At 62.0% G+C, this 24,127-nt stretch carries 17 protein-coding genes and 2 pseudogenes; 7 read left to right on the top strand and 12 right to left on the bottom strand.

The genetic code is table 11. The annotated features are described in order from the left end of the window. Positions 1 to 63: 63 nt before the first annotated feature. The gene (locus CQ002_RS15230) at positions 64 to 1,002 is read right to left on the bottom strand and encodes a LysR family transcriptional regulator (protein WP_105161980.1); all 939 of its coding nucleotides are present in this window, start codon (positions 1,000 to 1,002) and stop codon (positions 64 to 66) included. A 109-nt stretch (positions 1,003 to 1,111) separates the two neighbouring features. Between CQ002_RS15230 and CQ002_RS15235 the strand changes: the two genes are divergently transcribed. Further along, a complete protein-coding gene (locus CQ002_RS15235) occupies positions 1,112 to 2,611 on the top strand; it encodes a CoA-acylating methylmalonate-semialdehyde dehydrogenase (RefSeq protein WP_034103802.1) in 1,500 nt (499 codons plus the stop codon). A 475-nt stretch (positions 2,612 to 3,086) separates the two neighbouring features. Here the strand turns inward: CQ002_RS15235 and CQ002_RS15240 are convergent, their stop codons facing one another. From CQ002_RS15240 to xylA, 4 genes are all read right to left on the bottom strand, one after another. After that, the gene (locus CQ002_RS15240; protein ID WP_034103804.1) at positions 3,087 to 4,223 is read right to left on the bottom strand and encodes a sugar ABC transporter permease; all 1,137 of its coding nucleotides are present in this window, start codon (positions 4,221 to 4,223) and stop codon (positions 3,087 to 3,089) included. Continuing rightward, a complete protein-coding gene (gene xylG, locus CQ002_RS15245) occupies positions 4,224 to 5,768 on the bottom strand; it encodes a D-xylose ABC transporter ATP-binding protein (RefSeq protein WP_177431171.1) in 1,545 nt (514 codons plus the stop codon). A gap of 5 nt (positions 5,769 to 5,773) precedes the next feature. Beyond that, entirely contained in the window at positions 5,774 to 6,775 is a 1,002-nt protein-coding gene (gene xylF / locus CQ002_RS15250) for a D-xylose ABC transporter substrate-binding protein (RefSeq protein WP_034103808.1), read from the bottom strand. 212 nt (positions 6,776 to 6,987) lie between these two features. Next, entirely contained in the window at positions 6,988 to 8,304 is a 1,317-nt protein-coding gene (xylA, locus tag CQ002_RS15255) for a xylose isomerase (protein WP_034103810.1), read from the bottom strand. Between the two features lie 139 nt (positions 8,305 to 8,443). Between xylA and CQ002_RS15260 the strand changes: the two genes are divergently transcribed. Further along, entirely contained in the window at positions 8,444 to 9,619 is a 1,176-nt protein-coding gene (locus tag CQ002_RS15260) for a DNA-binding transcriptional regulator (protein WP_034103812.1), read from the top strand. A gap of 145 nt (positions 9,620 to 9,764) precedes the next feature. On the opposite strand, the gene CQ002_RS15265 is transcribed toward CQ002_RS15260, so the two are convergent. The 5 genes and pseudogenes from CQ002_RS15265 to CQ002_RS15280 all read right to left on the bottom strand — a co-directional run bounded on the left by CQ002_RS15265 (position 9,765) and on the right by CQ002_RS15280 (position 16,735). After that, complete coding sequence (locus CQ002_RS15265; protein ID WP_105161981.1) at positions 9,765 to 11,030, bottom strand: carbohydrate porin; 1,266 nt, start codon at positions 11,028 to 11,030, stop codon at positions 9,765 to 9,767. Between the two features lie 56 nt (positions 11,031 to 11,086). Next, positions 11,087 to 13,495, bottom strand: a complete 2,409-nt coding sequence (locus CQ002_RS15270; RefSeq protein WP_034103816.1) for a glucose/quinate/shikimate family membrane-bound PQQ-dependent dehydrogenase — start codon at positions 13,493 to 13,495, stop codon at positions 11,087 to 11,089. A gap of 260 nt (positions 13,496 to 13,755) precedes the next feature. Further along, positions 13,756 to 14,298, bottom strand: a pseudogene (locus tag CQ002_RS28890) (methyl-accepting chemotaxis protein); the annotation flags it as partial. Positions 14,299 to 14,619: 321 nt separating this feature from the next. Continuing rightward, positions 14,620 to 15,699: pseudogene (locus CQ002_RS28895) on the bottom strand (cache domain-containing protein); the annotation flags it as partial. A gap of 145 nt (positions 15,700 to 15,844) precedes the next feature. Then, positions 15,845 to 16,735 (bottom strand): bestrophin family protein, encoded by an 891-nt coding sequence (locus CQ002_RS15280; protein ID WP_069023038.1) that lies wholly within the window; start codon positions 16,733 to 16,735, stop codon positions 15,845 to 15,847. Between the two features lie 382 nt (positions 16,736 to 17,117). Between CQ002_RS15280 and CQ002_RS15285 the strand changes: the two genes are divergently transcribed. Genes CQ002_RS15285 through CQ002_RS15295 form a run of 3 tightly spaced genes read left to right on the top strand, consistent with a single transcriptional unit; the run spans position 17,118 to position 19,499 of the window. Continuing rightward, positions 17,118 to 17,966 (top strand): hypothetical protein, encoded by an 849-nt coding sequence (locus CQ002_RS15285; protein WP_244914138.1) that lies wholly within the window; start codon positions 17,118 to 17,120, stop codon positions 17,964 to 17,966. 26 nt (positions 17,967 to 17,992) lie between these two features. Further along, positions 17,993 to 19,015, top strand: coding sequence for a GGDEF domain-containing protein (locus tag CQ002_RS15290; protein WP_105161983.1), 1,023 nt, complete (start codon positions 17,993 to 17,995; stop codon positions 19,013 to 19,015). A gap of 25 nt (positions 19,016 to 19,040) precedes the next feature. Further along, entirely contained in the window at positions 19,041 to 19,499 is a 459-nt protein-coding gene (locus tag CQ002_RS15295; RefSeq protein WP_098466242.1) for a metallophosphoesterase family protein, read from the top strand. Between the two features lie 8 nt (positions 19,500 to 19,507). Here CQ002_RS15295 and CQ002_RS15300 read toward each other — a convergent pair whose 3' ends face one another. Next, positions 19,508 to 19,819, bottom strand: a complete 312-nt coding sequence (locus CQ002_RS15300) for a helix-turn-helix transcriptional regulator (RefSeq protein WP_034103827.1) — start codon at positions 19,817 to 19,819, stop codon at positions 19,508 to 19,510. A 78-nt stretch (positions 19,820 to 19,897) separates the two neighbouring features. On the opposite strand from CQ002_RS15300, the gene CQ002_RS15305 reads away from it, so the two are divergent. Continuing rightward, positions 19,898 to 20,989 carry an NADH:flavin oxidoreductase/NADH oxidase gene (locus CQ002_RS15305; protein WP_034103829.1) on the top strand — a complete coding sequence of 364 codons (1,092 nt, stop codon included), beginning with the start codon at positions 19,898 to 19,900 and terminating at the stop codon, positions 20,987 to 20,989. Here the strand turns inward: CQ002_RS15305 and CQ002_RS15310 are convergent. After that, positions 20,980 to 21,669: an SOS response-associated peptidase gene (locus tag CQ002_RS15310; RefSeq protein WP_034103831.1), complete on the bottom strand. Its 690-nt coding sequence runs from the start codon at positions 21,667 to 21,669 to the stop codon at positions 20,980 to 20,982. The genes CQ002_RS15305 and CQ002_RS15310 overlap by 10 nt on opposite strands. 172 nt (positions 21,670 to 21,841) lie before the next feature. Between CQ002_RS15310 and CQ002_RS15315 the strand changes: the two genes are divergently transcribed. Beyond that, a complete protein-coding gene (locus CQ002_RS15315; protein ID WP_105161984.1) occupies positions 21,842 to 23,968 on the top strand; it encodes a TonB-dependent siderophore receptor in 2,127 nt (708 codons plus the stop codon). Positions 23,969 to 24,127: the final 159 nt, after the last annotated feature.

Here is a 24,127-nt window from a genome sequence, read left to right on the forward strand (position 1 = left end):
ACTCCACGGATAAACTAATTTGTCCATTATGGACATTTAATTCCGTCGAGCAAGTGATAAACCTCACTCCATGAAGTGAAATCCTCCCGACAATTTCTCCTTCAAAAAACCCACCAATGCAGTCACCGACTTCGGCACATGGGGCGAGTAAGGCCGGATCAGGTAGATCTCATCGGCAAACGCGCCCTTGAGCGTCCAGCCCTTGAGCACCTGCACCAGCGTGCCACCGGCCAGGGCGGCGTGGGCGCTGAAGTCCGGGAGCAGGGCAATGCCCAGGTGGTTGAGCGCCGAGTCGCGCAAGGCCTCGCTGTTATTGGTGGCGAAGCTGCCAGCGATGGGTACGGTGAGTCGCTGGATGTTTTTGGTGCCGCGCTCGAAGGTCCACGCGGGCTGGTCGGTACCGCGAGGGTAGAACAGGCAGTTATGCGCGGTCAGGTCGCCGGGTTCGCGTGGTTCGCCGTGGCGTTGCAAGTAATCGCGGGTGGCAACCAGCACCGAGCCGGTGTCGCACAGCTTCCACGCCACATGGGTTTCCGGCACCTGGAAACCGTGGCGCACGGCCAGGTCGTAGCCTTCGGCGGCCAGTGAGCTCAGGGTGTCCGACACATCCAGCTGGACACGCACTTGCGGGTATTGCTGCAGGAACTCGGACAAGTGCGGCACCAGTTGCTGACGGGCAAATGCTACCGGTGCCGTGAGGCGCACCAGCCCACGAATTTCCCCGGCCGAATCGCGCACGGACGAGAAGCTGCGGGCGATCTGCGCGTAGGCGCTGCGCACATCACGGGTGAGCGACAGTCCCGCATCGGTGAGCCTTACGCTGCGTGTGGTGCGCGTCACCAGCCGTGCACCGGTGGCCTTTTCCAGGTCGGAAATGCGCTGGCTCACGGCCGATTTGCTCACGCCCAGGCGGGCGGCGGCGGCGGTGTAGGTGCCTTGTTCCTCCAACACCGACAGCCAATGGATGTGGGTCCAGAGCGCCTCGATCTCAGTCTTTTCCATGGGTGTATTGTTCGCAAGAATGGACAATAAGTTCAGGATTCTGCTCTGGTTCGGAACAAATCGAAAGCCTATCGTGTGATCCAACGTTAAGCACTTGGGATTCACTGCCATGACAACAACGATCGAGCACTACATCAACGACCAGCGCGTGTCCCGTGATGACCGCTATCAGGACGTCTACAACCCGGCCACCGGCGAAAAAACCGGCCGCGTGGCCTTGGCCAGCCGCCAGACCGTCGCCGAAGCCGTCGCCGCTGCCCAGGCCGCCTTCACCGGTTGGGCCGACACCCCGCCAATCCGCCGTGCCCGCGTGCTGTTCGAATACCTGCACCTGCTGCGTGAGCGCAAGGACGACTTGGCGCGCATCATCGTGGCTGAACATGGCAAGGTCTTCACCGATGCCCAGGGCGAAGTCGACCGCGGCATCGACATCCTCGAATTCGCTTGCGGCATCCCGAACCTGCTCAAGGGCGAGCACTCCGACCAGGTCTCCCGTGGCATGGACAACTGGACAATGCGCCAGCCGCTGGGCGTGGTGGCCGGCGTGACACCGTTCAACTTCCCGGTGATGGTGCCCATGTGGATGTACCCGATCGCCATCGCGGCGGGCAACACCTTCATCCTCAAGCCAAGCCCGACCGACCCAAGCGCCTCGCTGTTCATGGCCGAACTGCTGCGTGAAGCCGGCTTGCCCAAAGGCGTGTTCAACGTGGTGCAGGGCGACAAGGAATCGGTGGATGCATTGATCGAGCACCCCGACGTCAAGGCGGTGAGCTTCGTCGGGTCCACACCGATTGCCCAGTACATCTACGAAACCGGCGCCCGTCACGGCAAGCGCGTGCAAGGCCTGGGCGGCGCGAAGAACCACATGGTGGTGATGCCCGACGCGGATATCGAAAAAACCGTCGACGCCCTGATGGGCGCTGCCTACGGCAGTGCCGGCGAACGTTGCATGGCCATCTCCGTGGCGGTGCTGGTGGGCGATGTAGGTGACAAAGTCATCGCCGCCCTGACCGAACGCGCCCAGCAACTGCGCATCACCGACGGCCGCGACCTCAAGGCCGAGATGGGCCCGATCGTGTCCCGTGCGGCGCTGGAGCGCATCAGCGGCTACATCGAACAAGGCGTGCAAGCCGGCGCGCAATTGCTGCTCGACGGACGTGATTACGTGCCCACCGAACCGGGCCTGGAAAACGGCTTCTGGCTGGGCGCGACGTTATTCGACCACGTGACCAAAGAGATGAGCATCTACCGCGAAGAAATCTTCGGCCCGGTGCTGGCCTGCGTGCGCGTGACCGACTTCGCCGAAGCGATAAAATTGGTCAACGACCATGAGTTCGGCAACGGCGTGAGCTGCTTCACCCGCGACGGCAACATCGCCCGTGAATTTGCACGCCGGATCGAAGTGGGCATGGTTGGGATCAATGTGCCGATCCCGGTGCCGATGGCGTGGCACGGGTTCGGGGGCTGGAAGAAGAGCCTGTTTGGCGACATGCACGCCTACGGCACTGAAGGCGTGCGCTTCTACACCAAGCAAAAGTCGATCATGCAGCGCTGGTCGGAAAGCATCGAGCAAGGCGCCGAGTTTGCGATGCCGGTGTCCAAGTAACCCAAGGTTGTAGGTGATCGAAGGTGGGAGCGGGCTTGCCCGCGAAGGGGGCGTGTCAGTCGACCTGTTGGGCACTGATACACCGCCATCGCAGGCAAGCCAGCTCCCACAATTTTTATCGCGTTCAGGCGCTGGTGTGTGTGGGCTTCAGGCGGTCGATGCCGGTGTCCAAGTAACCCAAGGTTGTAGGTGATCGAAGGTGGGAGCGTTCAGGCGCTGGTGCGTGTGGGCTTCAGGCGGTCGATGCCGGTGTCCAAGTAACCCAAGGTTGTAGGTGATCGAATGTGGGAGCGGGCTTGCCCGCGAAGGGGGTGTGCCAGTCGACCTGTTGGGCACAGATACACCGCCATCGCAGGCAAGCCAGCTCCCACAATTTTTATCGCGTTCAGGCGCTGGTGTGCGTGGGCTTCAGGCAAATGCCACTAACGCCACTTATCCAGCGGCTGCATGGGTGTTTCGCTACTCTTGCGGACGTTCACCGCCGCCCGGTGCGTGTGCTCACGTCCACCCACACCGCCAACACCAGAATGCTGCCCTTCACGATCATCTGCCAGTAACTGTCCACATCCAGCATCGACATGCCGTTATCCAGGCTGGTAATCACCAACGCCCCCAGCAACGCGCCATACACCGTGCCCGAACCGCCGCGCATCGACGTGCCGCCAATAAAGCACGCCGCGATCGCATCCAGCTCGCCCATGTTCCCCGCCGAGGGCGAGCCGGCCGCAAGGCGGGCGGTGTTGACCAGGCCGGCGAGGGCACACATCACGCCCATGATGCCGAAGATCCACAGCTTCACCGCTTGCACGTTGATGCCCGACAGGCGCGTCGCCTCCATGTTGCTGCCCACTGCATACACGCGGCGGCCGAACACGGTCTGGCTGGTGACGTAGCTGAATACGCCGAGCAGCGCCAGCAACAGCAGCACCGGCACGGGGATGCCGTCGTAGCTGTTGAGGGTAGTGACGAACCCGGCCAGTACCGCGCCGATCACCACCACGCGCAACACATCACGCACCCATGAATGCGCGGCCAGCCCATGCAGTGCGCGGTTGCGCCGTTGTTTCCAGGTCAGGAACAGGGTCAGGGCGAACAGCAAAACGCCGAGGCCGATACCGACCGAATGCGGCAAATACCCTTGGCCGACATACACCAATGAAGGCGATACCGGCGCAATGGTAGTGCCGCCGGTAATCCCCAGCAGAATCCCGCGAAACGCCAGCATCCCACCCAAGCCGACGATGAATGAAGGAATGCGCAGATAGGCCGTCATGTACCCATTGGCCAATCCAATCATCAAGCCGCACAGGGCGACCAGGCTCAGGTTGGCCAGCAGCGGCACGTGGTAGACCACATCCAGGATCGCCGCCAGCCCGCCCAGCAACCCCAGCAATGACCCCACCGACAAATCGATTTCGCCGCTGATGATCACCAGTACCATGCCGCACGCCAGTATCCCGGTAATCGACATCTGCCGCAGCAAGTTGGACAGGTTACGCGGGGTGAGGAACCCGCCCTCGGTCTGCCAGCTGAAAAACAGCCAGATCACCGCCACGGCGATCACCAGGGCGAGCATTTTGTAGCGGGTGAAAAGGTGTTTGACCTGATTCATCTACGCGGTCTTCCGATCATTATTGTTATGGCTGAGCGCAGCGGCGAGCACCTGTTCCTGGGTGAGCCCCTCGTTGATGAAGTCACCGCGCAACTGGCCGTCACCGATCACCAGCACACGGTTGGAGACACCGAGCACTTCGGCCAGCTCCGACGAGACCATGATGATCGACACCCCCTCGGCGGCCAGGGCGCCCATCAGCTTGTAGATCTCATACTTGGCGCCCACGTCGACCCCGCGCGTGGGTTCGTCGAGGATCAGCACCTTGGGCTTGGCCATCAGCATTTTCGCCAGCACGGCCTTTTGCTGGTTGCCGCCGGACAGGCTGGTGATCGGCAGGAACGGGCTGGCAGTCTTGAGGTGCATGCGCGCGATTTGCTGGTCGATGCTGCCCAACTCGGCCTCGGCGTCGATACGGGTCAGGTGCGCATAGGTATCGAGCACGGCCAGGGTGATGTTCTGGCCTACGCCCAGGTCGGGAATGATGCCCTGGCGCTTGCGGTCCTCGGGCACCATGCACAGCCCGGCGCGGATCGATTTGAGTGGCGTGCGCGTGTCGATCACCTGGCCGTCCAGCCATACTTCGCCGCTGTAGCGGCCGGGATAGGCGCCGAACAGCGCCGACACCAGTTCCGTACGCCCGGCGCCGACCAGCCCGGCGATGCCCAGGATCTCACCGCGCTTGAGCACAAACGACACATCGTCCACGCGCTTGCGCTTGGGGTTGTCCACGTCATAACAGGTGACGTTGCGCGCCTCGAAAATCACCTCACCCACCTCATGAGGCTCGGTGGGGTAGAGGTTGCTCATCTCGCGGCCGACCATCTGGGTGATGATCTTCGCGATGTCCATGTCGGCCATGGCGGTGGTCGCGATGTGCTTGCCATCGCGGATCACTGCGATGGTGTCGCACACTGCCGCCACTTCATCGAGCTTGTGGGAGATGTACACGCAGGCCACGCCCTTGGCCTTGAGGCTGCGGATGATGTCCAGCAGCACGTCGATTTCCGAGCGGGTCAGGGCCGATGAAGGCTCGTCGAGAATCAGCAGTCGTGCCTTCTTGTTCAGGGCCTTGGCGATTTCCACCAGTTGCTGGTAGCCGCCGCCGTATTGCGACACCGGCAGCGCCACGTTCATGTCCGGCACCTTGAGCTCGCGCATCAAGGCCTCGGCACGGTGGATCATTGCCGGGTAGTTCATGCGCCCACCCGGCAAGGTCAGCTCGTGGCCCATGAAGATATTTTCGGCCACTGACAGGTCCGGCACCAGGGTCAGCTCCTGGTGGATGATGACGATGCCGGCCGCTTCGGTTTCGCTGATCGACTGGGCCTTGAGTGGCTGCCCGTCCCAGAGAATTTCACCCTCCCAGGTGCCGTAGGGGTAGACCGCCGACAGCACCTTCATCAACGTGGATTTACCAGCACCGTTCTCACCGCACAGGCCGACACATTCCCCCGGCCGTACATTGATGTCGATGCCGTTGAGCGCGTTGACACCGCCAAAGGTTTTGACGATGCCGTTCATTTGCAGCAGGTAGTCGGACATGGCGGTCACTGCCCGGCAATCTGCTCTTTGGTGTAGAACCCGTCTTTCTCCAACAGGTCGACATTGGCCTTGGTCAGCGGTGTCGGGGTGAGCAGGATGGTGTCGACCTTCTTGCTGCCGTTGTCGTATTGCGAGCTGTAGGTGGGTTTTTCATTGCGCGCCAGCTGCACCGAGAGCTTGGCGGCCTCGGTGGCGATCAGCTTGAGCGGCTTGTACACCGTCATGGTCTGAGTGCCGTCGATCACGCGCTTGATGGCCGCGAGGTCGGCGTCCTGGCCGGAGATCGGCACCTTGCCCGCCAGCTTCTGCGCGGCCAGGGCCTGGATCGCACCGCCGGCGGTGGCGTCGTTGGAGGCAACGATGGCGTCGATCTTGTTGTCGTTCCGGGTCAGGGCGTTTTCGACGATGCTCAGGGCTTCGGTGGGGTTCCATTCCTTCACCCACTGCTGGCCGACAATCTTGATATCGCCCTTGTCGATGGCCGGCTGCAGCACTTTCATCTGGCCTTCGCGCAGCACCTTGGCGTTGTTGTCGGTGGGCGCGCCGCCAAGCAGGAAATAGTTGCCCTTGGGCGCCGCTTGCAGCACGCCGCTGGCCTGCATCTCGCCGACTTTTTCGTTATCGAAGGAGATGTAGGCATCGATATCGGCGTTGAGGATCAGGCGGTCATAGGACACCACCTTGATCCCGGCCTTCTTGGCTTCGGCAACAGCGTTGGTGAGCACCGTGGCGTTGAACGGCACGATGACGATCACGTCGACGCCACGGGAGATCAGGTTCTCGATCTGGGAAATCTGCTTCTGCTCGTTGGCATCGGCCGATTGCACGAAGACCTTGGCATCGAGTTTTTCCGCTGCCGCCACAAAGTAATCACGGTCACGGGACCAACGCTCCAGGCGCAGGTCGTCGATGGAAAAACCAATCTTCGGATGAGCCGAATCGGCCATCACCGGCAGGGCGAGCAGGGCCAGGGCAGTGGTGAGCAGGGTACGTTTGAATGACTTCATGGTGGTGCGTCCTTTTATTGTTGTTGGAAAGACACAGCGTGATGCGGGTAGAACTGTAGAGCGTCCTTCGCCGCTTGGCGCATAGATTTGTCGCGCGAATGTCACCAGCGACGCTTGCCTGTGCAGGAGCCGGCTTGCCGGCGATAACGGTGTTTGAGCTGGCATGGGCGGAGGCTGCTCCGCCGCAATCGCCGGCAAGCCGGCGCCTACAGTCAGGTGTAGATGAAACGGTTGACGACGCCTTCGAGCATCTCCTGCCGTCCACTCACCGCCTGCGGGTTCAGCTCATGGGCAAACGCGTGCTCGGCCAGCGATTCCAGGCTGAATTCACCCGCCAGCACCGCCTGGCCCAGCGGCTGCTGCCAGCCGGCATAGCGCTGGTCCTTGAACTGCTGCAACCGATCGTTCTGCACCATCGCCGCCGCGCGTTCCAATGCCAGGGCCAGCACATCCATGGCAGCGACATGCCCGTGGAACAGGTCCACATCATCGAGGCTCTGGCGCCGCACCTTGGAATCGAAGTTGTAGCCACCGTTCTTGAAGCCCCCGGCCTTGAGGATTTCATACGTGGCCAGGGTCATTTCCTCGACGCTGTTGGGGAACTGGTCCGTGTCCCAGCCGTTCTGTGGGTCGCCGCGGTTGGCGTCGATGCTGCCGAAGATCCCCAGGGACACCGCCGTGGCGATCTCATGATGAAAACTGTGCCCGGCCAGGGTCGCGTGGTTGGCCTCGATGTTCACCTTGATCTCATGCTCCAGCCCGTACTCATGCAGGAAACCGAACACGGTGGCGCTGTCGTAATCGTACTGGTGCTTGGTCGGCTCCTGGGGCTTGGGTTCGATCAGCAGGTCGCCCTTGAAACCGATCTTGTGCTTGTGCTCCACCACCATGCGCATAAAGCGCCCAAGCTGTTCGCGCTCGCGTTTGAGGTCGGTGTTGAGCAGGGTTTCGTAGCCTTCACGACCGCCCCACAGCACATAGTTGGCGCCCTTGAGCCGCAGGGTCGCGTTCATGGCGCTGAACACCTGCGCAGCGGCGTAGGCGAACACTTGCGGGTCCGGGTTACTGGCGGCACCGGCGGCAAAGCGCGGGTTGCTGAAACAGTTGGCGGTGCCCCACAGCAGCTTGATCCCGGTCTGTTCCTGATGGCGTTCGAGGTGGTCGACCATCTGTGCGAAGTGGTGACGGTACTCCTTGAGCGAGCTGCCTTCGGGAGCGACGTCCGTGTCGTGAAAGCTGTAGTAGTCGATGCCCAGCTTGGAGAAAAACTCGAAGGCGGCATCGGCCTTGCCGATCGCCAGTTCCATCGGATCGCCGCTGCGCTGCCACGGCCGCTTGAAGGTGCCGACGCCAAACATATCCGCCCCCGGCCACACGAAGGTGTGCCAATAGCAGGCCGCCATGCGCAGGTGCTCGCGCATGGGTTTGCCGAGGATGAGTTTGTTGGCGTCGTAGTGGCGAAAGGCGAGGGGGGCATCGCTATCGGGGCCTTCAAAGCGAACCTGCTCGACACCGGGGAAGTACGGCATGGCGTTTTCCTTATTGTTCTTGGCGGTGTCTCGATACTAGCAACGGCATTGGCACTGCCGATTATGAAAATCACCAAGGGATGGTGCGATTTTGAGTGGCAGGGTCTAGTCTGTGGCGACCGGCCCCAGGATAAAAACAATGAAAACCCTACCGCCCGTGCACCGCATTGCCTTGCTCTTCAACGGCAGCAAAATCTACGACCGCGGCATCATCGCCGGCATCGGCAATTACCTGAGCAGCACCCGTGCGTCCTGGGATTTGTTCCTCGAAGAGGACTTCTTGTGCCGTCTCAAAGGCATCGAGCGCTGGCAGGGCGACGGCATCATTGCCGACTTCGACGACCCGCTGATCGGCGAGGCGCTGGCCGCGAGCAAGGTGCCGGTGGTGGCGGTGGGAGGTTCCTATGCGGATGCGCGCGCCTACCCCAAGGGCATTCCCTATGTGGCGACCGATAACCATGCGCTGATGAAGCTGGCGTATGAACACTTGATCGAAGCCGGCCTGACGCGCTTCGCCTGCTTCAGCCTGCCCGAAGCCCAGGCCAATCGCTGGGCCCAGGAGCGCGAAAAGGCCTTTCGCCGCCTGCTGCAACGCGATGGCCTGCACGTCGAGGTGTATCGCGGCCTGGGCACCAGCGCGCCGCTGTGGGACAGCGCGGTGGAACAGCAGATCGCCTGGCTGCACAGCTTGCCCAAGCCTATCGGCATCATCGCCGTCACCGATGCCCGCGCACGGCAGTTGCTGCAAGCCTGCCTCACCGCCGGCATCGCCGTGCCGGAGCAGGTAGCGTTGATCGGCATCGACAATGACCCGCTGACCCGCACCCTCACGCGGGTGCCCCTGAGTTCAGTGATCCAGGGCACCGAAACCATGGGCCGCACCGCCGCGGCGCTGCTGCACCAGATGCTGCACGGCAAACCCTGTGCCGGAACGCAGATCCTGGTACCGCCGGATGCGATCAACGTGCAGGCCTCCAGCCTGCATCAACCCCTGGGCAATCCGTATGTGATGCAAGCCCTGTTGTTCATCCGCCAGTACGCCTGCCAGGGCATCAAGACCGCCCAGGTGGCGGCTTATGTCGGCGTGTCGCGTTCCTCCCTGGAGGCGCACTTTCGCAAGGTGCGTGGGTGCAGCGTGCATGACGAGATCCTGCGCTTCAAACTCGCAGCTGCCGCCAAGGGCCTGGCTGACCACAACCTGGCCATCGCCGACATCGCATCGCGCTGCGGCTTCACCTCCGCGCAGTACTTGCACACGGTGTTTCGCCGTGAGTTCGGTTGTACGCCACGGGAGTATCAGCAGGGCGCGGTCTAGGGCAGCGTATTCAAACAGTATGCGAGAGATAAAATGGGGGAGCGGGCTTGCCCGCGATATAAGGCGTGTCAGTCAGGACATCATGTACTGATACACCGCCATCGCGGGCAAGCCCGCTCCCACAGGATTTGACCGCGCTCGGCGCTTAGAACACTGCCTTGACCTGCAGGCCCACCACCAGGGCGTTGTCGATGTCCGCACCGGAGAACGCGCCCGGCTCGATGATGTATTGCACATCCGGGCGCAGGTTCAGCCATGGCGTGGCCTGGTAGCCATAGCTGAGTTCGATCAACTGTTCGGCATTGTTCAGGTTGGGATAATCGGTCCCGGCGTTGAAGGCGGCCAGTTCCTGTACATCGCGGCTGCGGGGGTTGGGTACGGCACGCCCATACCCCAAGGCCAGGGTGTCGCGTGGCCGGCCCTCGAACGGCTTGTAGAGCACCACGCCCGCGCCGTACCACTTGCTGAACGGCGAGGCCGCTTCGCTGGCAGCCGAGTATTGGCCGAAGGCATGCAGCACGCGGCCGGCGTATGAGTCGGACGCCCACACCGCCTGGTCGACCAGCAGGTAGTGACCGCCGCGACCGCTGACCTCCTTGTTGCTGCCAATGCGTTTGACGTCGGAGCTGTCGTAGTAATAGCCCAGTTTGTATTCACCCGGCAGTGGGCCTGCGTGTTTGTACACCAGTTCGATGGGCACGACGGTGCCGGTGGTGTGCTTGGGGCTCAAATGCCAGGCGCGGCTGGAGTCGCCGTTGCTGTCCGGGTCGACGTTGAACGCGGCGACGCGCATTTGCCAGGACGGCGCGAAGTCGTATTTCACCCGTGCGCCCAGGCGTGCGTTGGGGTAGTTGGTCCAGCCGCTGCCGCCGGACATGTTCAGCGGGTGGCCGCAGAAACCGGCATTCATGAAGTTGCACAGGATGCCGCTGTCCAGGCCGCCGAGGTCATTGCCCATGGCCATGTAGCCGAGCTTGAGGTTCAGCGCCGGGGTGAACAGCGTGCGCTCGTAGCTCAGCTCGGTGAGGCGCGTGTAGAGGCCGCCGTAGTTTTCCTGGATCGGCAGGCGGTTGCCCACCAGGTCTTCGGAGGCGCTGTTGCCGCGACGGTCGTTGAGGGTGAGCTGGATGCGGTCACCGTTGTTGAAGCCGTAGAGCTTGCCCAGGTCGAACTGCACGCCGAGCTTGACGTTCTGTGAGTAGCGCGCCGAACGATGCTGGCCGCCGTGGGCGTTGTAGGCGGTTTCGCCGCTGTAGTCGCCGGTGAAGCGCACGCCTTGCTCGTCGAGTTCACGGCGCAGGCCGCCCCAGTCGCCGGTCAAGGTGGTGTCATCCGCTTGCACAGGCAGGGCGGCACCCAGGGCCAGGCCGAGCAGCAGGCGCCCAAGGGAAAGATGAGAAGAGGGGGTCATGCGGGTTCTTCCAAAGCAGAAGGCGCGGTGCGAGGGTGCACCGCGCCTGGAGGGGGTTATGGCAGTGCGTAGGCGATCACGTAGTCGCCACGGTCGGTGGACTGGCGCGCACCACCGGCGGTGATGACGATGTACTGCTTGCCGGTTTTCGGCGACACGTAGGTCATCGGGCCGCCTTGGCTGCCGACGGGCAGGCGGGCTTTCCAGATTTCATCCCCGTTGCCGCTGTTGAAGGCGCGCAGGTAGAAGTCCTGGGTGCCGGCGATGAAGATCAGGCCGCCCTGGGTGGACAGGGTGCCGCCGAGGGTCGGCAGCCCGATCTTGATCGGCAGGTGCATGCGGATACCCAGCGGGCCGGTGTCTTCAACGGTACCGACCGGAACTTGCCAGGCGACCTTTTGCGTCTTCATGTCGATCGCGGTCAGGGTGCCGAACGGCGGCGCCTGGCACGGGATGCCGGCCACCGACAGGAAGCGGTTTTTGTTTACCGCATACGGCGTGCCCTTGAGCGGCACGGCGCCCATGCCGGTGTTGAGCGCTTCGCCACCGGACGAGGCCTGGGCCTTGTTCTGCGAGGGCACCATCTGGATCCACAGGCCCAGGCGCATGTCGTTGACGAAAATGAAACCGTGCACCGGGTCGGTGGAGAGGCTGCCCCAGTTCATGCCGCCCAGCGAACCCGGGAAACTCAGGGATTTATCCGTGCCCGGCGCGGTGTACAGGCCGTCGTAGCGCATGCCCTTGAAGTCGATGCGGCACAGCAACTGGTCAAACGGCGTGGCGCCCCACATGTCCGACTCGGTGAGGGTTTGCGCGCCGATCTGTGGCATGCCGACCGACTTTGGCTGGGTGGGCGAGTAGGGTTCGTTAGGGATGTTGGCGGCCTTGACCGGGACTTCCTGCACGTCGGTCAGCGGCTTGCCGGTCGCGCGGTCGAGCACGTAGATCTGCCCGGCCTTGGTGCCGATCACCACCGCAGGCACGGCTTTGTCGCTGCCTGGCGGCGTGAAGTCGATCAGGCTTGGCTGCATCGGCAGGTCGAAGTCCCACAGGTCATTGTGGACGGTCTGGTACACCCACTTTTCCGTGCCGGTGGAGGCGTCCAGCGCCAGCACCGAGGCGCCGTATTTGTGGTTGAGCTGGGTGCGTTCCACACCGTAGATGTCGGTGGACGAGCTGCCCATGGGCAGGAACACGGTGTTCATCAGCGGGTCATAGGACATTGGCGCCCAGCTGTTCGGGGTGCTGCGCACATAGGTGCTGCCGTCTGCCGGGGCTTGCTTGTCTTCCGGGTTGCCCGGGTCGAAGGCCCAGCGCATCTGGCCGGTGATGACGTCGAAGCCACGGATCACGCCGCCCGGCATGTCGGTCTGGACGTTGTCGGCCACGCGGCCACCCACCACCACGGTGGTGCCGGCCATCAGCGGCGCCGAGGACAGTTGGTAGTAGCTGTCCGGCACGTTACCCAGGCCGGCCTTCAAGTCCACTTGGCCGTGGGTGCCGAAGTCTTCGCAGAACTTGCCGGTGTCAGCATCCACGGCGATCAGGCGTGCATCGATGGTGTTGGTCAGCAAGCGACGCTGGCACTGCGCACCGGCAGGAACACTGGCGGCAATGATCGGCGAGCTGTTGGGCTGGGTCGGCTGGGCGATCGGCGCGCTGGCGTCGAAATAAGCCATGCCACGGCAACGCTGCCACACCGCCGATTTGGCGTTGACTTCGTTCTTCCACAGCTCCTTGCCGGTGTCGGCGTCCAGGGCGATCAGGTTGTTGTGCGGCGTGCAGATGAACACTTTGTTGCCGATCTGCAGGGGGGTCAGTTGGTCTTCTGCACCGTTGCCATCGCTGATGGCGACATCACCGGTGTGGTAGGTCCAGGCCACTTTGAGCTTATTGACCGTGTCACGGTTGATCTGGTCCAGCGCGGCGAAGCGGCTGCCGCCTTCGGTGTTGCCGTAGTGCGCCCAGTCTTTCTGCGCATCGGCCGCGGCCACGGGGGTGATGCCAGGGCCGGCGCCGGTCGGTGCGACGCTTGGGTGAGCGACGAACATATTGCCTGCTGCTACCGCCACGGCCACTGCCAGCACGGCGGCAACGCCATAGGCGCCGCGGGCAGGCTTGTTGACGAGCAACGGGTAGACCAGCGCCACCACCATACCGATGGCCGCAAACATGAACAGTCGCGAGAACAATGGCCAGAACACCAGGCCCACATCCGCGACCGCCCAGATGGCCGTGCCGATCAGGAACGCCGCGAACAGCCAGGCCCCGGCCGGTTTGCGAGCGGCGATCAACAGCCCGGCAATCGCCATGACCGCGCCGCCGATCAGGAAGTACCAGGAACCTCCCAGGCTGACCAGTTTGACGCCGCCAATGGCCAGCGCGAGGCCGAGCAGGGCGATGATCACGCCCAGGCCCAGCAGTAAGAATCTAGAGGCGCCAGCGGCGCGCGATGCTCGTTTCATGTCGAAAGGACTCGAATGTGAGAGGGCAAAGACGCGATTTTAGCAAGATAAGTAACTGGTTAGTACATTAGAGTCCTGCAATAGACTATTACAGGTGCTGCGATGATGGCGTGTGGCTAAATGTCGCTCAGCGTGCGAGGTAACCGGCGGGGGCAACGTGGGGTGATCGGGCTTGTTGCAGCGAGCGGGCTTGCCCCGCTTTCTGCAATAAGCCCGCTTGCCACAGTGATGCGCTGAATGGGACCAGGCTTGCCGACCTATCAGAACTTGAAGCGACCCACCAACCCCTTGAGCTGACCTGAAATATCCGTCAACCGACCTGACCCGGTCTGCGCCGAATGGGCAAACCCTTCGACCAGCTGCGCATCGGCATGGATCTGCGCGATGTGCCGGTTGATCTCTTCAGCCACCTGGTGCTGTTCCTCGGCGGCCGTAGCGATCTGGGTGTTCTGGTCGCGGATCGAGTCCACCGAGCCGCGGATCTTGTCGAAGCTGTCGCGGGCTTGCTGGATACGTTCCACGCTGGTGTGGGACACCAGCAGGCTGCCTTGCATCTGCTGCGTGACTTCCTGGGTGCGGCGGGCGAGGTTGCCGAGCAGGCTGTCGATCTCGCCGGTGGAGTCAGCGGTACGGCGGGCGAGGGCGCGGACTTCGTCGGCGACCACCGCAAAGCCGCGGCCCTGGTCGCCGGCGCGTGCGGCCTCGATCGCCGCGTTGAGTGCCAGCAGGTTGGTCTGCTCGGCAATCGAGCGAATGGTGTCGAGAATGGTGTTGATGTTTTTGCTGTCCTGCTCCAGCTGCTGCATGGTCTGGGTGGAGCGCTGCAGGTCTTCGCTGAGCTTGAGCACGCTGCCGGTGGCTTCGCCGATGTGCTGCTGGCCGTCGTGCACGTCGCGGTAGCCTTCGTCGGCACTGGTGGCGGCGGCGCTGCAGGAACGCGCCACTTCGTTGGCGGTGGCTACCATTTCGTTGAACGCGGTGCTCACCAGTTCCACGGCTTCGCGCTGGCGGCCGGCGGCCTGGTTCATGTTGTGGGCGACTTCGCTGGTGTCGGCGGCGGCGGTCTGCAGGTCGGACGACGCATTGCCGATGCGCTGCACCAACTGCGCGATCATGCTCAGGAACTGGTTGAACCAACCGGCCAGGCTGGCGGTTTCATCCTTGCCTTGCACCTTGAGCTGGCGCGTCAGGTCGCCTTCACCTTCGGCGATCTCTTGCAGGCCGTCGGCCACGCCGCGAATCGGGCGCACGATGACGCTGGCAAAACTGGCGCCGACAATCGCGAACACCAGGGCCAGTACCGCGGCAATGGCGGCGATCAACCAGGTCAGGCGGGTGGCGCCGGCCATCACTTCATCGCGCTTGATCAGGCCGATAAAGCGCCAGCCCAGGTCCTTGGAGCTGACCACGTTGGCCATGTAGGGCACGCCATCAATGTCGATCTGGCTCACACCGTCGCCGCGCTTGGCCAGCTCGGCGTAGTGGGGGCCCAGGTCGGCCAGGGGCTTGAAGTTGTGCTTGGCGTCGCTGGGGTCCACCAGCACGTTGCCGTTGGCTTCCACCAGCATCAGGTAGCCGCTGTCACCCAGTTTGATGTTGCGCACCAGTTCGGTGAGCTGCTTGAGCGACACGTCCAGGCCGACCACACCGAGGATATTGCCGGTAGCGTCGGCGACGGTGTGCACGGTGCCGATCAGCGTCACATCGTCCGGCGCCCAATAGTAGGCACCCGTGCGCACGGTTTTACCCGGCGCGGCGATGGCCGCCTGGTACCAGGGGCGTACGCGCGGGTCGTAGTTGTTGAGCTTGGTGTCGTCGGGCCAACTGGCGTAGCCGCCGTCCTTCAAGCCCAGGGACAGGTAGGCGGTGCTCGGATGGCTCTTGGCAAACTGGTCGAAAATCTCCAGCAGCGCTGTGTTGGTCGGGGTGAGGGGGATTTGTGCGGCATCGGCGCCGGCGTAGCTCTTGAGGTCCTTGGCCGCGACAACGCGCGGGTCCTTGGCCACGTAGTCCACGTTCTGGCTGATGCCGTCGAAGAACTGCTTCATGCCATTGTCGATCTGGCGAATCTCACGGCCACTGCTGTCGAGGAAATTGGCCAGGGCCCCCTCGCGCAGATTCAACACGACCAGCACGGCCACCAGGATAACCGGCACGCATGCGATGGCCGCAAATGCCCAGGTCAGCTTTTGCTTGATATTCATGACTTCACCCGCGGGTATTTATAATTTTGGCAAGGAGAAAACAGTAGCGTCGAGCGTCGCATGTGTTGTTATGAGGGAGGTGTGGCCCATGCGTACCCTCGGTATATCGACTGGGAGGGCACGCACTTGAGGCCGAAGGGAGGGTTTAACTGATGCGCTCGCCACCCAGCGCATCACGCTGCATCGACTGCAGGTTTTTCTCGATGGTTTCGCAGATGGTTTCCATCTGGATCTGGTGTTCGCTGGAGTTGAACGGGCTCTGCAGGTCGGTGCCAATGCGTTCGATGGCCAGCAGCATGAAACCCACCACTGTCGAGGCCAGCGGGGTAAACCAACCCAGGGATTCCACCAGGCCCACTGGCACGATCAGGCAGAACAGCGAGATAAACAGGCGCGGGAAATACACGTAGGGGTAGGGCAGCGGCGTGTTGGCGATCCGCTCCATGCCACCCTGGGCGTTGGACAAGTCCACCAGGGTCGACTCCAGTCGTGCCAGGCGGATGCTGTCGAGGTGGCCGGCCTTGTATTCCTTGGCCAGCAGCGCCGCCGAGCCGGTGAGGATATCGTTGGCAAAGTTGTTGGTGGCGCCGTTGCGGGCAAACTCCTCGCTGGGGATGAACGCACGCACTTCTTCTGGGCACGGCTCGCCCTTGAGGTGGGCGGCCAGGCAGTTCACGTACGCCACGTGGCGGCGCAGCAGCGTGGCCTTGACCGGGTTCACTTCGCCGTCGGGGTCGTCCAGCAGGGTGAGTACCTGGCGGGCGAAGCTGCGCGAATTGTTGACCATCGCACCCCACAGGGTGCGGGCTTCCCACCAACGGTTATAGGCGCTGCTGTTGCGAAAACTGATCAGCACCACCAGCGCCGAACCCAACAGGGTGAGGGGCATCAGCGGCAAATTGATCTTGGCGGTGAGGAACAGCATGAAGTCCACGGTGACGGCGACGTCCCACAGCAACAGCCAGAACAGGGCCCAGCCCACGTAGCCCATGGTCTTGATGATCAGGCGGTACTTTTTGATGATGGCGGCTTTCAAACGAGAACCTCGCGGCGAGCGGTAAGCAACAGTGCCTTAGCTCGGACGCCTGGACGTGGGTAAGGTTCGCCCAGTGACTGAAACGTTTAAGTCGGCCTTGTGTGATCAGGCTGGCGTGGCCCGGCTTTTCGAGGGCGCTTTCGACATGTAAGTAAATGTCTCGGAGTTTGTCGTCCATCAAGTTGCCAAAGAGGGGGCGGAACAATTTTGGTAGCGATGCGGTCCCGTACTCTATCCACGATAAATTGCACTGCGGCAAAACGCCATTACTGGCAATTATTCTGACGTGAGTTGTTGTGAGACCTGATTGCAGAAGTACTGCAATTGAAATCAGTGAATTCAGTTTGTTTGATCAGGGCTCTTTCTCATGTGCGGTCGTTCGTTGAAGTTGGCGCTGGATCATTCAGCACGTGTTGTTGAATGCCACGCGGAGTTCGAGGCGTGCATTCGCACGCATTATTCGATGTTGCTGGGACCCTATTCGAAAAGACCGTTTTTCTACAAGACGGCATTGAAGTTCAATCGCTTGATGGTGTCTTTCGCGTTATTAAGTGCTTATTTTTCCCAGCCTGTGCCGCTGCTGTCCGAGGTCAAGGCATCGTGCGCGGCGCGTGGGTTTTGTTCGAGGAACGGCCTGGAGTCGATTTTCATGTTGTTCCGCGCCCTGGGGTTCATGAAAGTGGCGGGGCATCCGGAGGACAGCCGTTTCCGAGTCTTCAGCCCGTCGTCACAGGCCTGCGCGGAGGTCAGGTCGATGCTCACTTCCGTGGTAGCGCCGCTGGGCACGCTGTACCCCGAGGATTTCTTGATCCGGCAAGTGGGCGAGCTGGATGATCGCGCGTTTCTGGCGGTTTATTTCAAAGGCTTTGCGGCCGTCCTTGAGGCCAACTTGACCCTGAACGAGTTGTTGCCCGAGAGTTATTGGCTGGTCAATCGGGATGCCGGCCACCTGTTGATGCTGGCCATTTATAACGATGCGTGCGCATTGGATAACGCGGGCGCCAGTTTCCGCGCCTCTTCCTATCTTTCACTGGCTGAGCGGTTATCGGTGTCCAAGACCCATATCATTCGCTTGGTTCGCGAGGGGGCAGACAGGGGCTACTTCAAAATCCATTCCAAGACACTGCTTGAAGTGCTGCCGCCGTTTATCTTGTTGGTCAGACGCTTCATGGCTTATTCATTTGCAATAAGCCTGCACAGCCTGCATTTGGGTCATACCGACAGTCAGTAGGTCATTCATGCACAGGGAGTGAAGGGATGCCGGCTAATGTGAAGCTTCGGCCACGGATGCAAAGGCTGCTGTCGACCGCGATCACCCAGGCTGAACTCATCGGCGTTATCGCCTGGTTGAGTGTGTTGTGGGCTGACTCGTTGAAGACGTTTGGCCTGTATAAGCTGTTGATCACGCTCTGCCTGCTGGTGGTCTGCCGGCTTCACCGTGTCGTGTCCAATTTTTACCTGTGGCGGATGCTGGGCGCTGTCTACATGGTGTTGCTGGCCGTCGGGTTTGCCTATGTGATGCGCGGCAACCCTGAGTTGCAAGTGTTTGCCTTGCCGCTGGCGCTCACCCTGGTGATCAGCAGCGCCATCCTGTTTATCACGGCTCAGGATTTCCTGATGTGTGCCGCGTTGGTCTGGATGGTGATGTGGCCCAATATCCAGGTGGTTTTTTACGCAGGCGTCGAAATCTACCTGTTCATATTTTGCCTGTCGTCGGTGTCCATTGGCTTTGTCCTGAGTTTCTCCTACTTGAAGAACCTGCGTTCTGTGCTGCTGGTCGAGAGCGAGTTTCGCGAACTGGCAGAAACCGATTACCTGACGTCGCTGTTGAATCGGCGAGCCTTTATGGAACGTTTCGCCAAACTGATTGCGACCGGTGATACCGGCTACTTCATGATGTTGGATATCGACAGTTTTAAGTTGAAAAATGACCAGTTCGGGCATGATGTGGGGGACAAGATTCTCTGCGCGATGGCCACCTGCTTGAAATCCACCCGTGGCAGCCACAGTTTCGGCAGGATTGGCGGCGAGGAATTTGGCGTCTTGCTGGTCTGCGATGATCCGTGCGTCGCAACCGATTATGCGTTGCGCCTGTTGCAGGCAATTCGCAGCAGTGTCGCGCCGCCCCATGATTACACCTGCAGTGCCGGCATTACACGCTTTACGGCAGGCGCGGATATGTCGGTGGTCCTCAAGTGTGCAGACCGCAATCTCTACGCCGCCAAGCGCAATGGCAAAGACTGCGTGCACCTGGATGGCATGCCTGTTTGCCCCGCTTGAACCGAACCCAACCCCCGGAGGCTCCATGAAAGTTGGCGTGATTTCCGACACCCACGGCCTGTTGCGCCCAGAAGCGGTCGCGGCCTTGCAAGGATGCGAGCTGATCATCCATGGCGGCGACATTGGCAGCCCTGAGATCATCGAGCAACTGGCGCGCATTGCGCCCTTGCAGGTGGTGCGCGGCAACAATGACCAGGACGCGGCATGGGCGGCACAGGTGCTGGATCATCTGAACATCGATGTGAATGGCTGGCAGACGTTGGTCGTGCATGACATCGCTGACGTACCCGCGTTGCTGGAGGCAAAAACGCGGCTGGTGATCACTGGCCATTCGCACAAGCCCCTGATCGAATGGCGCGGCGCAACGCTGTATGTAAACCCGGGCAGCGCAGGGCGGCGGCGCTTCAAGTTGCCGGTGACGTTGGCCGTATTGGAGGTGTTGGAGACATCGATCGAGCCACACCTGATCGCGCTGTTGGACTGATCCGGGTTCTAGTGCTGCGCCAGAATGCTCTGCAGCAAGCCCGGGAACCGTTCTTCAAGTACCTCGGCGCGCAACGAATTCAGATGAGTGGTCCCCGCGCTGCGGGTGTGCACCAGCCCGGCATCGCGCAACACGCGAAAGTGATGGGACATGCTCGATTTGGGCCGCCCGCCGTCCAGTTCGCCACAGGTGGCCTCGGGCACGCCGGCCAGGCAACGCACGATTTCCAGGCGCACCGGGTCACTCAGCGCGTAGAGCAGGCGCTCGAGCGTCAGGTCTTCGAGAGGGGGGTGTTTAAAGGCTCGCATGAAGCGAATCATAACAGGGGGGTATCGTTGAATACCATAGTTCGATTACCATCGAACTATCGAATCACTCACTCGATCCTGGAGTTCTCAATGACCGCTTTGTTCGAACCGTTCAAACTCAAAGACGTCACCTTGCGCAATCGCATTGCCATTCCGCCGATGTGCCAATACATGGCCGATGACGGCATCGTCAACGATTGGCACCTTGTGCACCTGGCCAGCATGGCCCGTGGTGGTGCCGGCCTGCTCGTGGTCGAAGCCACCGCCGTCGCGCCGGAAGGCCGTATCACGCCAGGTTGCGCCGGTCTTTGGAGCGATGCCCACGCCGAAGCGTTCGTGCCGATGGTCAAGGCCATCAAGGCTGCAGGTTCTGTGCCGGGTATCCAGATCGGCCACGCCGGCCGCAAGGCCAGCGCCAACCGCCCATGGGAAGGTGACGACCATATGGCCGCCTCCGATGCCCGCCGCTGGGAAACCATCGCACCCTCGGCCATCGCCTTCGGCGCGAACCTGCCACAGGTGCCACGCGCCATGACCCTGGACGACATCGCCCGCGTGCGCCAGGACTTCGTCGACGCTGCCCGTCGCGCGCGTGACGCCGGTTTCGAGTGGATCGAGCTGCACTTCGCCCACGGTTACCTGGGCCAGAGCTTCTTCTCCGAACACTCCAACCAGCGCACCGACGCCTACGGCGGCAGCTTCGACAACCGCAGCCGTTTCCTCCTGGAAACCCTGGCCGCCGTGCGTGAGGTCTGGCCGGAAAACCTGCCACTCACCGCACGTTTTGGCGTGATCGAATACGACGGCCGCGACGAACAGACCCTCACCGAGTCCATCGAACTGGCGCGTCGTTTCAAGGCCGGTGGCCTGGACCTGCTGAGCGTCAGCGTCGGTTTCACCATCCCCGACACCAATATCCCGTGGGGCCCGGCCTTCATGGGCCCGATCGCTGAGCGCGTGCGTCGTGAAGCGGGTATTGCGGTGACGTCGGCGTGGGGTTTTGGCACCCCGCAACTGGCTGAAGGCGCGTTGCAGGCCGGGCACCTGGACCTGGTTTCGGTCGGCCGTGCACACCTGGCTGACCCGCATTGGGCGTACTTTGCAGCCAAGGAGCTGGGGGTAGAGAAATCGTCGTGGACCTTGCCTGCGCCTTACGCGCATTGGTTGGAACGCTATCGCTGAGCCTGACTGTCGACGGGTTCGATCAAGCCGGGCCCGTCGTTGCGCGTATTGCCCACCGCAATGTCCACCCTGAACCATTCGAATATTTCGGACGGTTCACCCTGCAACAGTACCATCTGCTCGGCCCGGCCCTTGCTTGTCGCCGGGTCAAGCCACTCACGCGCCAGCGCCGGGTTGAGCACCACCGGCCGGCGGTCGTGGATGTCGACCATGCCGCCGGCGCTGTCGGCGGTGATGATCACAAACCCATCGTGCTCGCCCGCGCCCTCATCGGCGTCGGGTAGCTGGCCGATGGCGGCGCACAGCGCAGGGGCGCCGTCTCTTCGACGTATCAGGTAGGGCTGTTTTTTCGGGCCGCCTTCATCCACCCATTCAAACCAGTTGTCCACCGGCGTTATGGCGCGATGCGGCCAGATCGCACGAAAGAACGCGCCGTGGGCGACTTTTTCGGCGCGGGCGTTGATCGGTGGCGCGCGGTCCTTGGCCCAGTGCGGGCGCCAGCCCCAGCGTACGCGGTCGGCGCGTAGCACCTCATTGTCCACATGCAACAGCGCCACCTGCGTCGAGGGTGCAATGTTGTAGCGGGCTTGATCGCCTGCCGAGTCGGCGAGGGCGTTGGGCATGCTCAACGCTGCCACGAAGTCATGAATGCCGCGGTACTGCGTCAGTCGTCCGCACATGGCAATTCCTCCTGCTGAACCCTGAGCGTAGCCGGCGAATCCCGCGAGACGGTAAAAATTCGCACATAACAAATGAGAATGCATATCAATTGCTGTGCAGTTGTTATACCCTGCGCCGCAAAATAACTGGCAGATATGCCCTTCCATCTGGCTCTTTCACTAGGTTATTCCCATGCGTCGTACTGTGCTGTCCGTGTGTGTGCTTCAGGCGTTTTCCCCGTTGAGTTGGGCGCAGGTCGAGCCAGTTGAGAAAGCCTCCATCGAACTGCAAACCACCAGCGTCACCGGCGCTGCCGACTATGAAACCGCCCAGGGGCCAGTGCAGGGCTACCACGCCACGCGCTCCGCGAGTGCGACGCGCACCGATACCTCGATCCATGAAACGCCGCAGTCCATCACCGTGGTCTCCAAAGACGTGGTCGAGGACATGAGTGCGACCCGCCTGCAGGATGCACTCGACTTCGCGGGCGGCGTGGGCCGGGCGAACAACTTCGGCGGGCAGGGGTTGACCACCTTCACCGTGCGCGGCTTTACCACCGGCGAGTTCTACCGCAATGGTTTCCCGATCAACCGTGGCTACCCGAACATGCCCGACGCCAACACCCTCGAGCGCCTGGAAGTGCTGCGCGGCCCGGCGACCATGCTCTACGGCCGTGGTGACCCCGGTGGCACCTTCAACGTGGTGTCCAAGCAACCGCTGGCCGAGCCGACGGTGACCCTCGGCAGCCAATTGGATAACCAGGGCATGCAGCGCGCGACCCTCGACGCGTCTGGCCCGCTGGACGAGCAAGGTCGCCTGGCGTATCGCCTGAACGTGGTGGGCGAGGGCGGCGACACCTTCCGTGATCATGTGGAAACCGAACGCTACGGCGTGACGCCGGTGCTCACCTGGCAAGCCACCGACGACACCAAGGTGATCTTCGAGGGCGACTTCATGCGCAATAACCATCCGCTGGACCGTGGCTTGACGCGCTACCCGAACCAAAAAGGGACGCCTTCGCGCGACACCTTCTGGGGCGAGCCAGACGTCGGCAAATTGCACAACGACAACAGCATGGCCCAGCTGCGTTTCGAACACCTGCTCAATGACAATTGGACCTTGGGCGGCGGCTTCCAATGGCTGGACGGCACGCTGCAAGGCAACGCCATCGAAGCCAATGGCCTGGCCGCTGACGGTCGCACATTGGGCCGCAACTTCAACTACCGCAAGCTGGAGTGGACCGACAAAGACACCCAGCTCAACCTCACCGGGCACTTTTCTACAGCCGGCTTGGACCACACGTTACTCACCGGCGTCGAGTTCGAAGACTACGACTACACGTCGATCATCCAGCGCTCCAGCGGCGCGGTGGGCGCGTATGCCATCGACATCTTCAACCCGGCCTACGGCCAGGCGCGCCCGGCGCTCACGCGCACGCCAACCCATGACAAGGAAAACCTCAAGACCTACGCCGCGTTCGTCCAGGACCAGGTGGCGCTCACCGAGCGTCTCAAAGTCCTGGCAGGCGCACGCTTGGAACGCTTCGAGCACGACTACCGCACCTATGTGCCAGGCGGGAAAAGCTGGAATGCCAGCGACAATGCGGTGACCCCGCGCGTCGGCGTGATCTATGACCTTACCGACACCGTCGCGGTGTATGCCGACGCTGCGCGCTCGTTCAAGCCCAATACCGGTGCCAGCCGCCAGGGCGGCGGTTTTGCGCCGGAGAAAGGCAAGTCCTACGAGATGGGCATCAAGTGGGAGGCCTTCGATCGCCAGTTGAGCGTTGATGCGGCGATCTATCAGATCGAAAAGGAAAACGTGCTCACCACCGACCCCGTGGACTCCACCTTCAGCGTCGCCGCTGGCCAGGTACGCAGCCGAGGCCTGGACCTGAATGTGGCAGGCAACATCACCCCGCAGTGGCGCGTGATCGGTGGGTATGCCTACGTCGACGCCGAAGTCACCAAGGACAATACCCTGCGCACGGGCACGCGCTTGTTGAACATTCCGCGCAACAGCTTCAGCTTGCTCAACGTCTATGAATTCCAGGACGGCGCGCTCAAAGGCCTGGGCCTGGGGGCGGGCGGCAAATACGTGGATGAGCGCGCAGGGCAGACGTCCAACACTGCCTTCTCGATGGATGCCTACACCGTGGTCGACCTGCTCGGCTACTACAAGGTCAACGACAAACTGCGGCTGAACCTGGATGTGAAGAACGTGTTCAACCGCGAGTATGAAGAAGGTGCGTTCGGTAATGTGTATGCCTACCCAGGCGAACCCCGCACAGTCCAGGTCGGGATCGCCTACACGCTGTAACGGCGTACACAGGTAAACCGGTGGGAGCGGGCTTGCCCGCGAATACTGAGTGTCAGTCGCTGAATGTTCTGGCTGACACAGCGCATTCGCGGGCAAGCCCGCTCCCACATTTGAATGGGTTTGCACCTGATAAAGCGTGGTTGCCGGGCGGGAGGTCAG

Source organism: Pseudomonas sp. MYb13 (assembly GCF_002980075.1).
GTDB lineage: Bacteria > Pseudomonadota > Gammaproteobacteria > Pseudomonadales > Pseudomonadaceae > Aquipseudomonas > Aquipseudomonas lurida.

Bases quoted from the DNA above. Each gene is read 5' to 3' on its own strand.
- CQ002_RS15230 (WP_105161980.1), bottom strand. From the start codon at position 1,002: ATGGAAAAGACTGAGATCGAGGCGCTCTGGACCCACATCCATTGGCTG.
- CQ002_RS15235 (WP_034103802.1), top strand. From the start codon at position 1,112: ATGACAACAACGATCGAGCACTACATCAACGACCAGCGCGTGTCCCGT.
- CQ002_RS15240 (WP_034103804.1), bottom strand. From the start codon at position 4,223: ATGAATCAGGTCAAACACCTTTTCACCCGCTACAAAATGCTCGCCCTG.
- xylG (WP_177431171.1), bottom strand. From the start codon at position 5,768: ATGTCCGACTACCTGCTGCAAATGAACGGCATCGTCAAAACCTTTGGC.
- xylF (WP_034103808.1), bottom strand. From the start codon at position 6,775: ATGAAGTCATTCAAACGTACCCTGCTCACCACTGCCCTGGCCCTGCTC.
- xylA (WP_034103810.1), bottom strand. From the start codon at position 8,304: ATGCCGTACTTCCCCGGTGTCGAGCAGGTTCGCTTTGAAGGCCCCGAT.
- CQ002_RS15260 (WP_034103812.1), top strand. From the start codon at position 8,444: ATGAAAACCCTACCGCCCGTGCACCGCATTGCCTTGCTCTTCAACGGC.
- CQ002_RS15265 (WP_105161981.1), bottom strand. From the start codon at position 11,030: ATGACCCCCTCTTCTCATCTTTCCCTTGGGCGCCTGCTGCTCGGCCTG.
- CQ002_RS15270 (WP_034103816.1), bottom strand. From the start codon at position 13,495: ATGAAACGAGCATCGCGCGCCGCTGGCGCCTCTAGATTCTTACTGCTG.
- CQ002_RS15290 (WP_105161983.1), top strand. From the start codon at position 17,993: ATGCCGGCTAATGTGAAGCTTCGGCCACGGATGCAAAGGCTGCTGTCG.
- CQ002_RS15295 (WP_098466242.1), top strand. From the start codon at position 19,041: ATGAAAGTTGGCGTGATTTCCGACACCCACGGCCTGTTGCGCCCAGAA.
- CQ002_RS15300 (WP_034103827.1), bottom strand. From the start codon at position 19,819: ATGATTCGCTTCATGCGAGCCTTTAAACACCCCCCTCTCGAAGACCTG.
- CQ002_RS15305 (WP_034103829.1), top strand. From the start codon at position 19,898: ATGACCGCTTTGTTCGAACCGTTCAAACTCAAAGACGTCACCTTGCGC.
- CQ002_RS15310 (WP_034103831.1), bottom strand. From the start codon at position 21,669: ATGTGCGGACGACTGACGCAGTACCGCGGCATTCATGACTTCGTGGCA.
- CQ002_RS15315 (WP_105161984.1), top strand. From the start codon at position 21,842: ATGCGTCGTACTGTGCTGTCCGTGTGTGTGCTTCAGGCGTTTTCCCCG.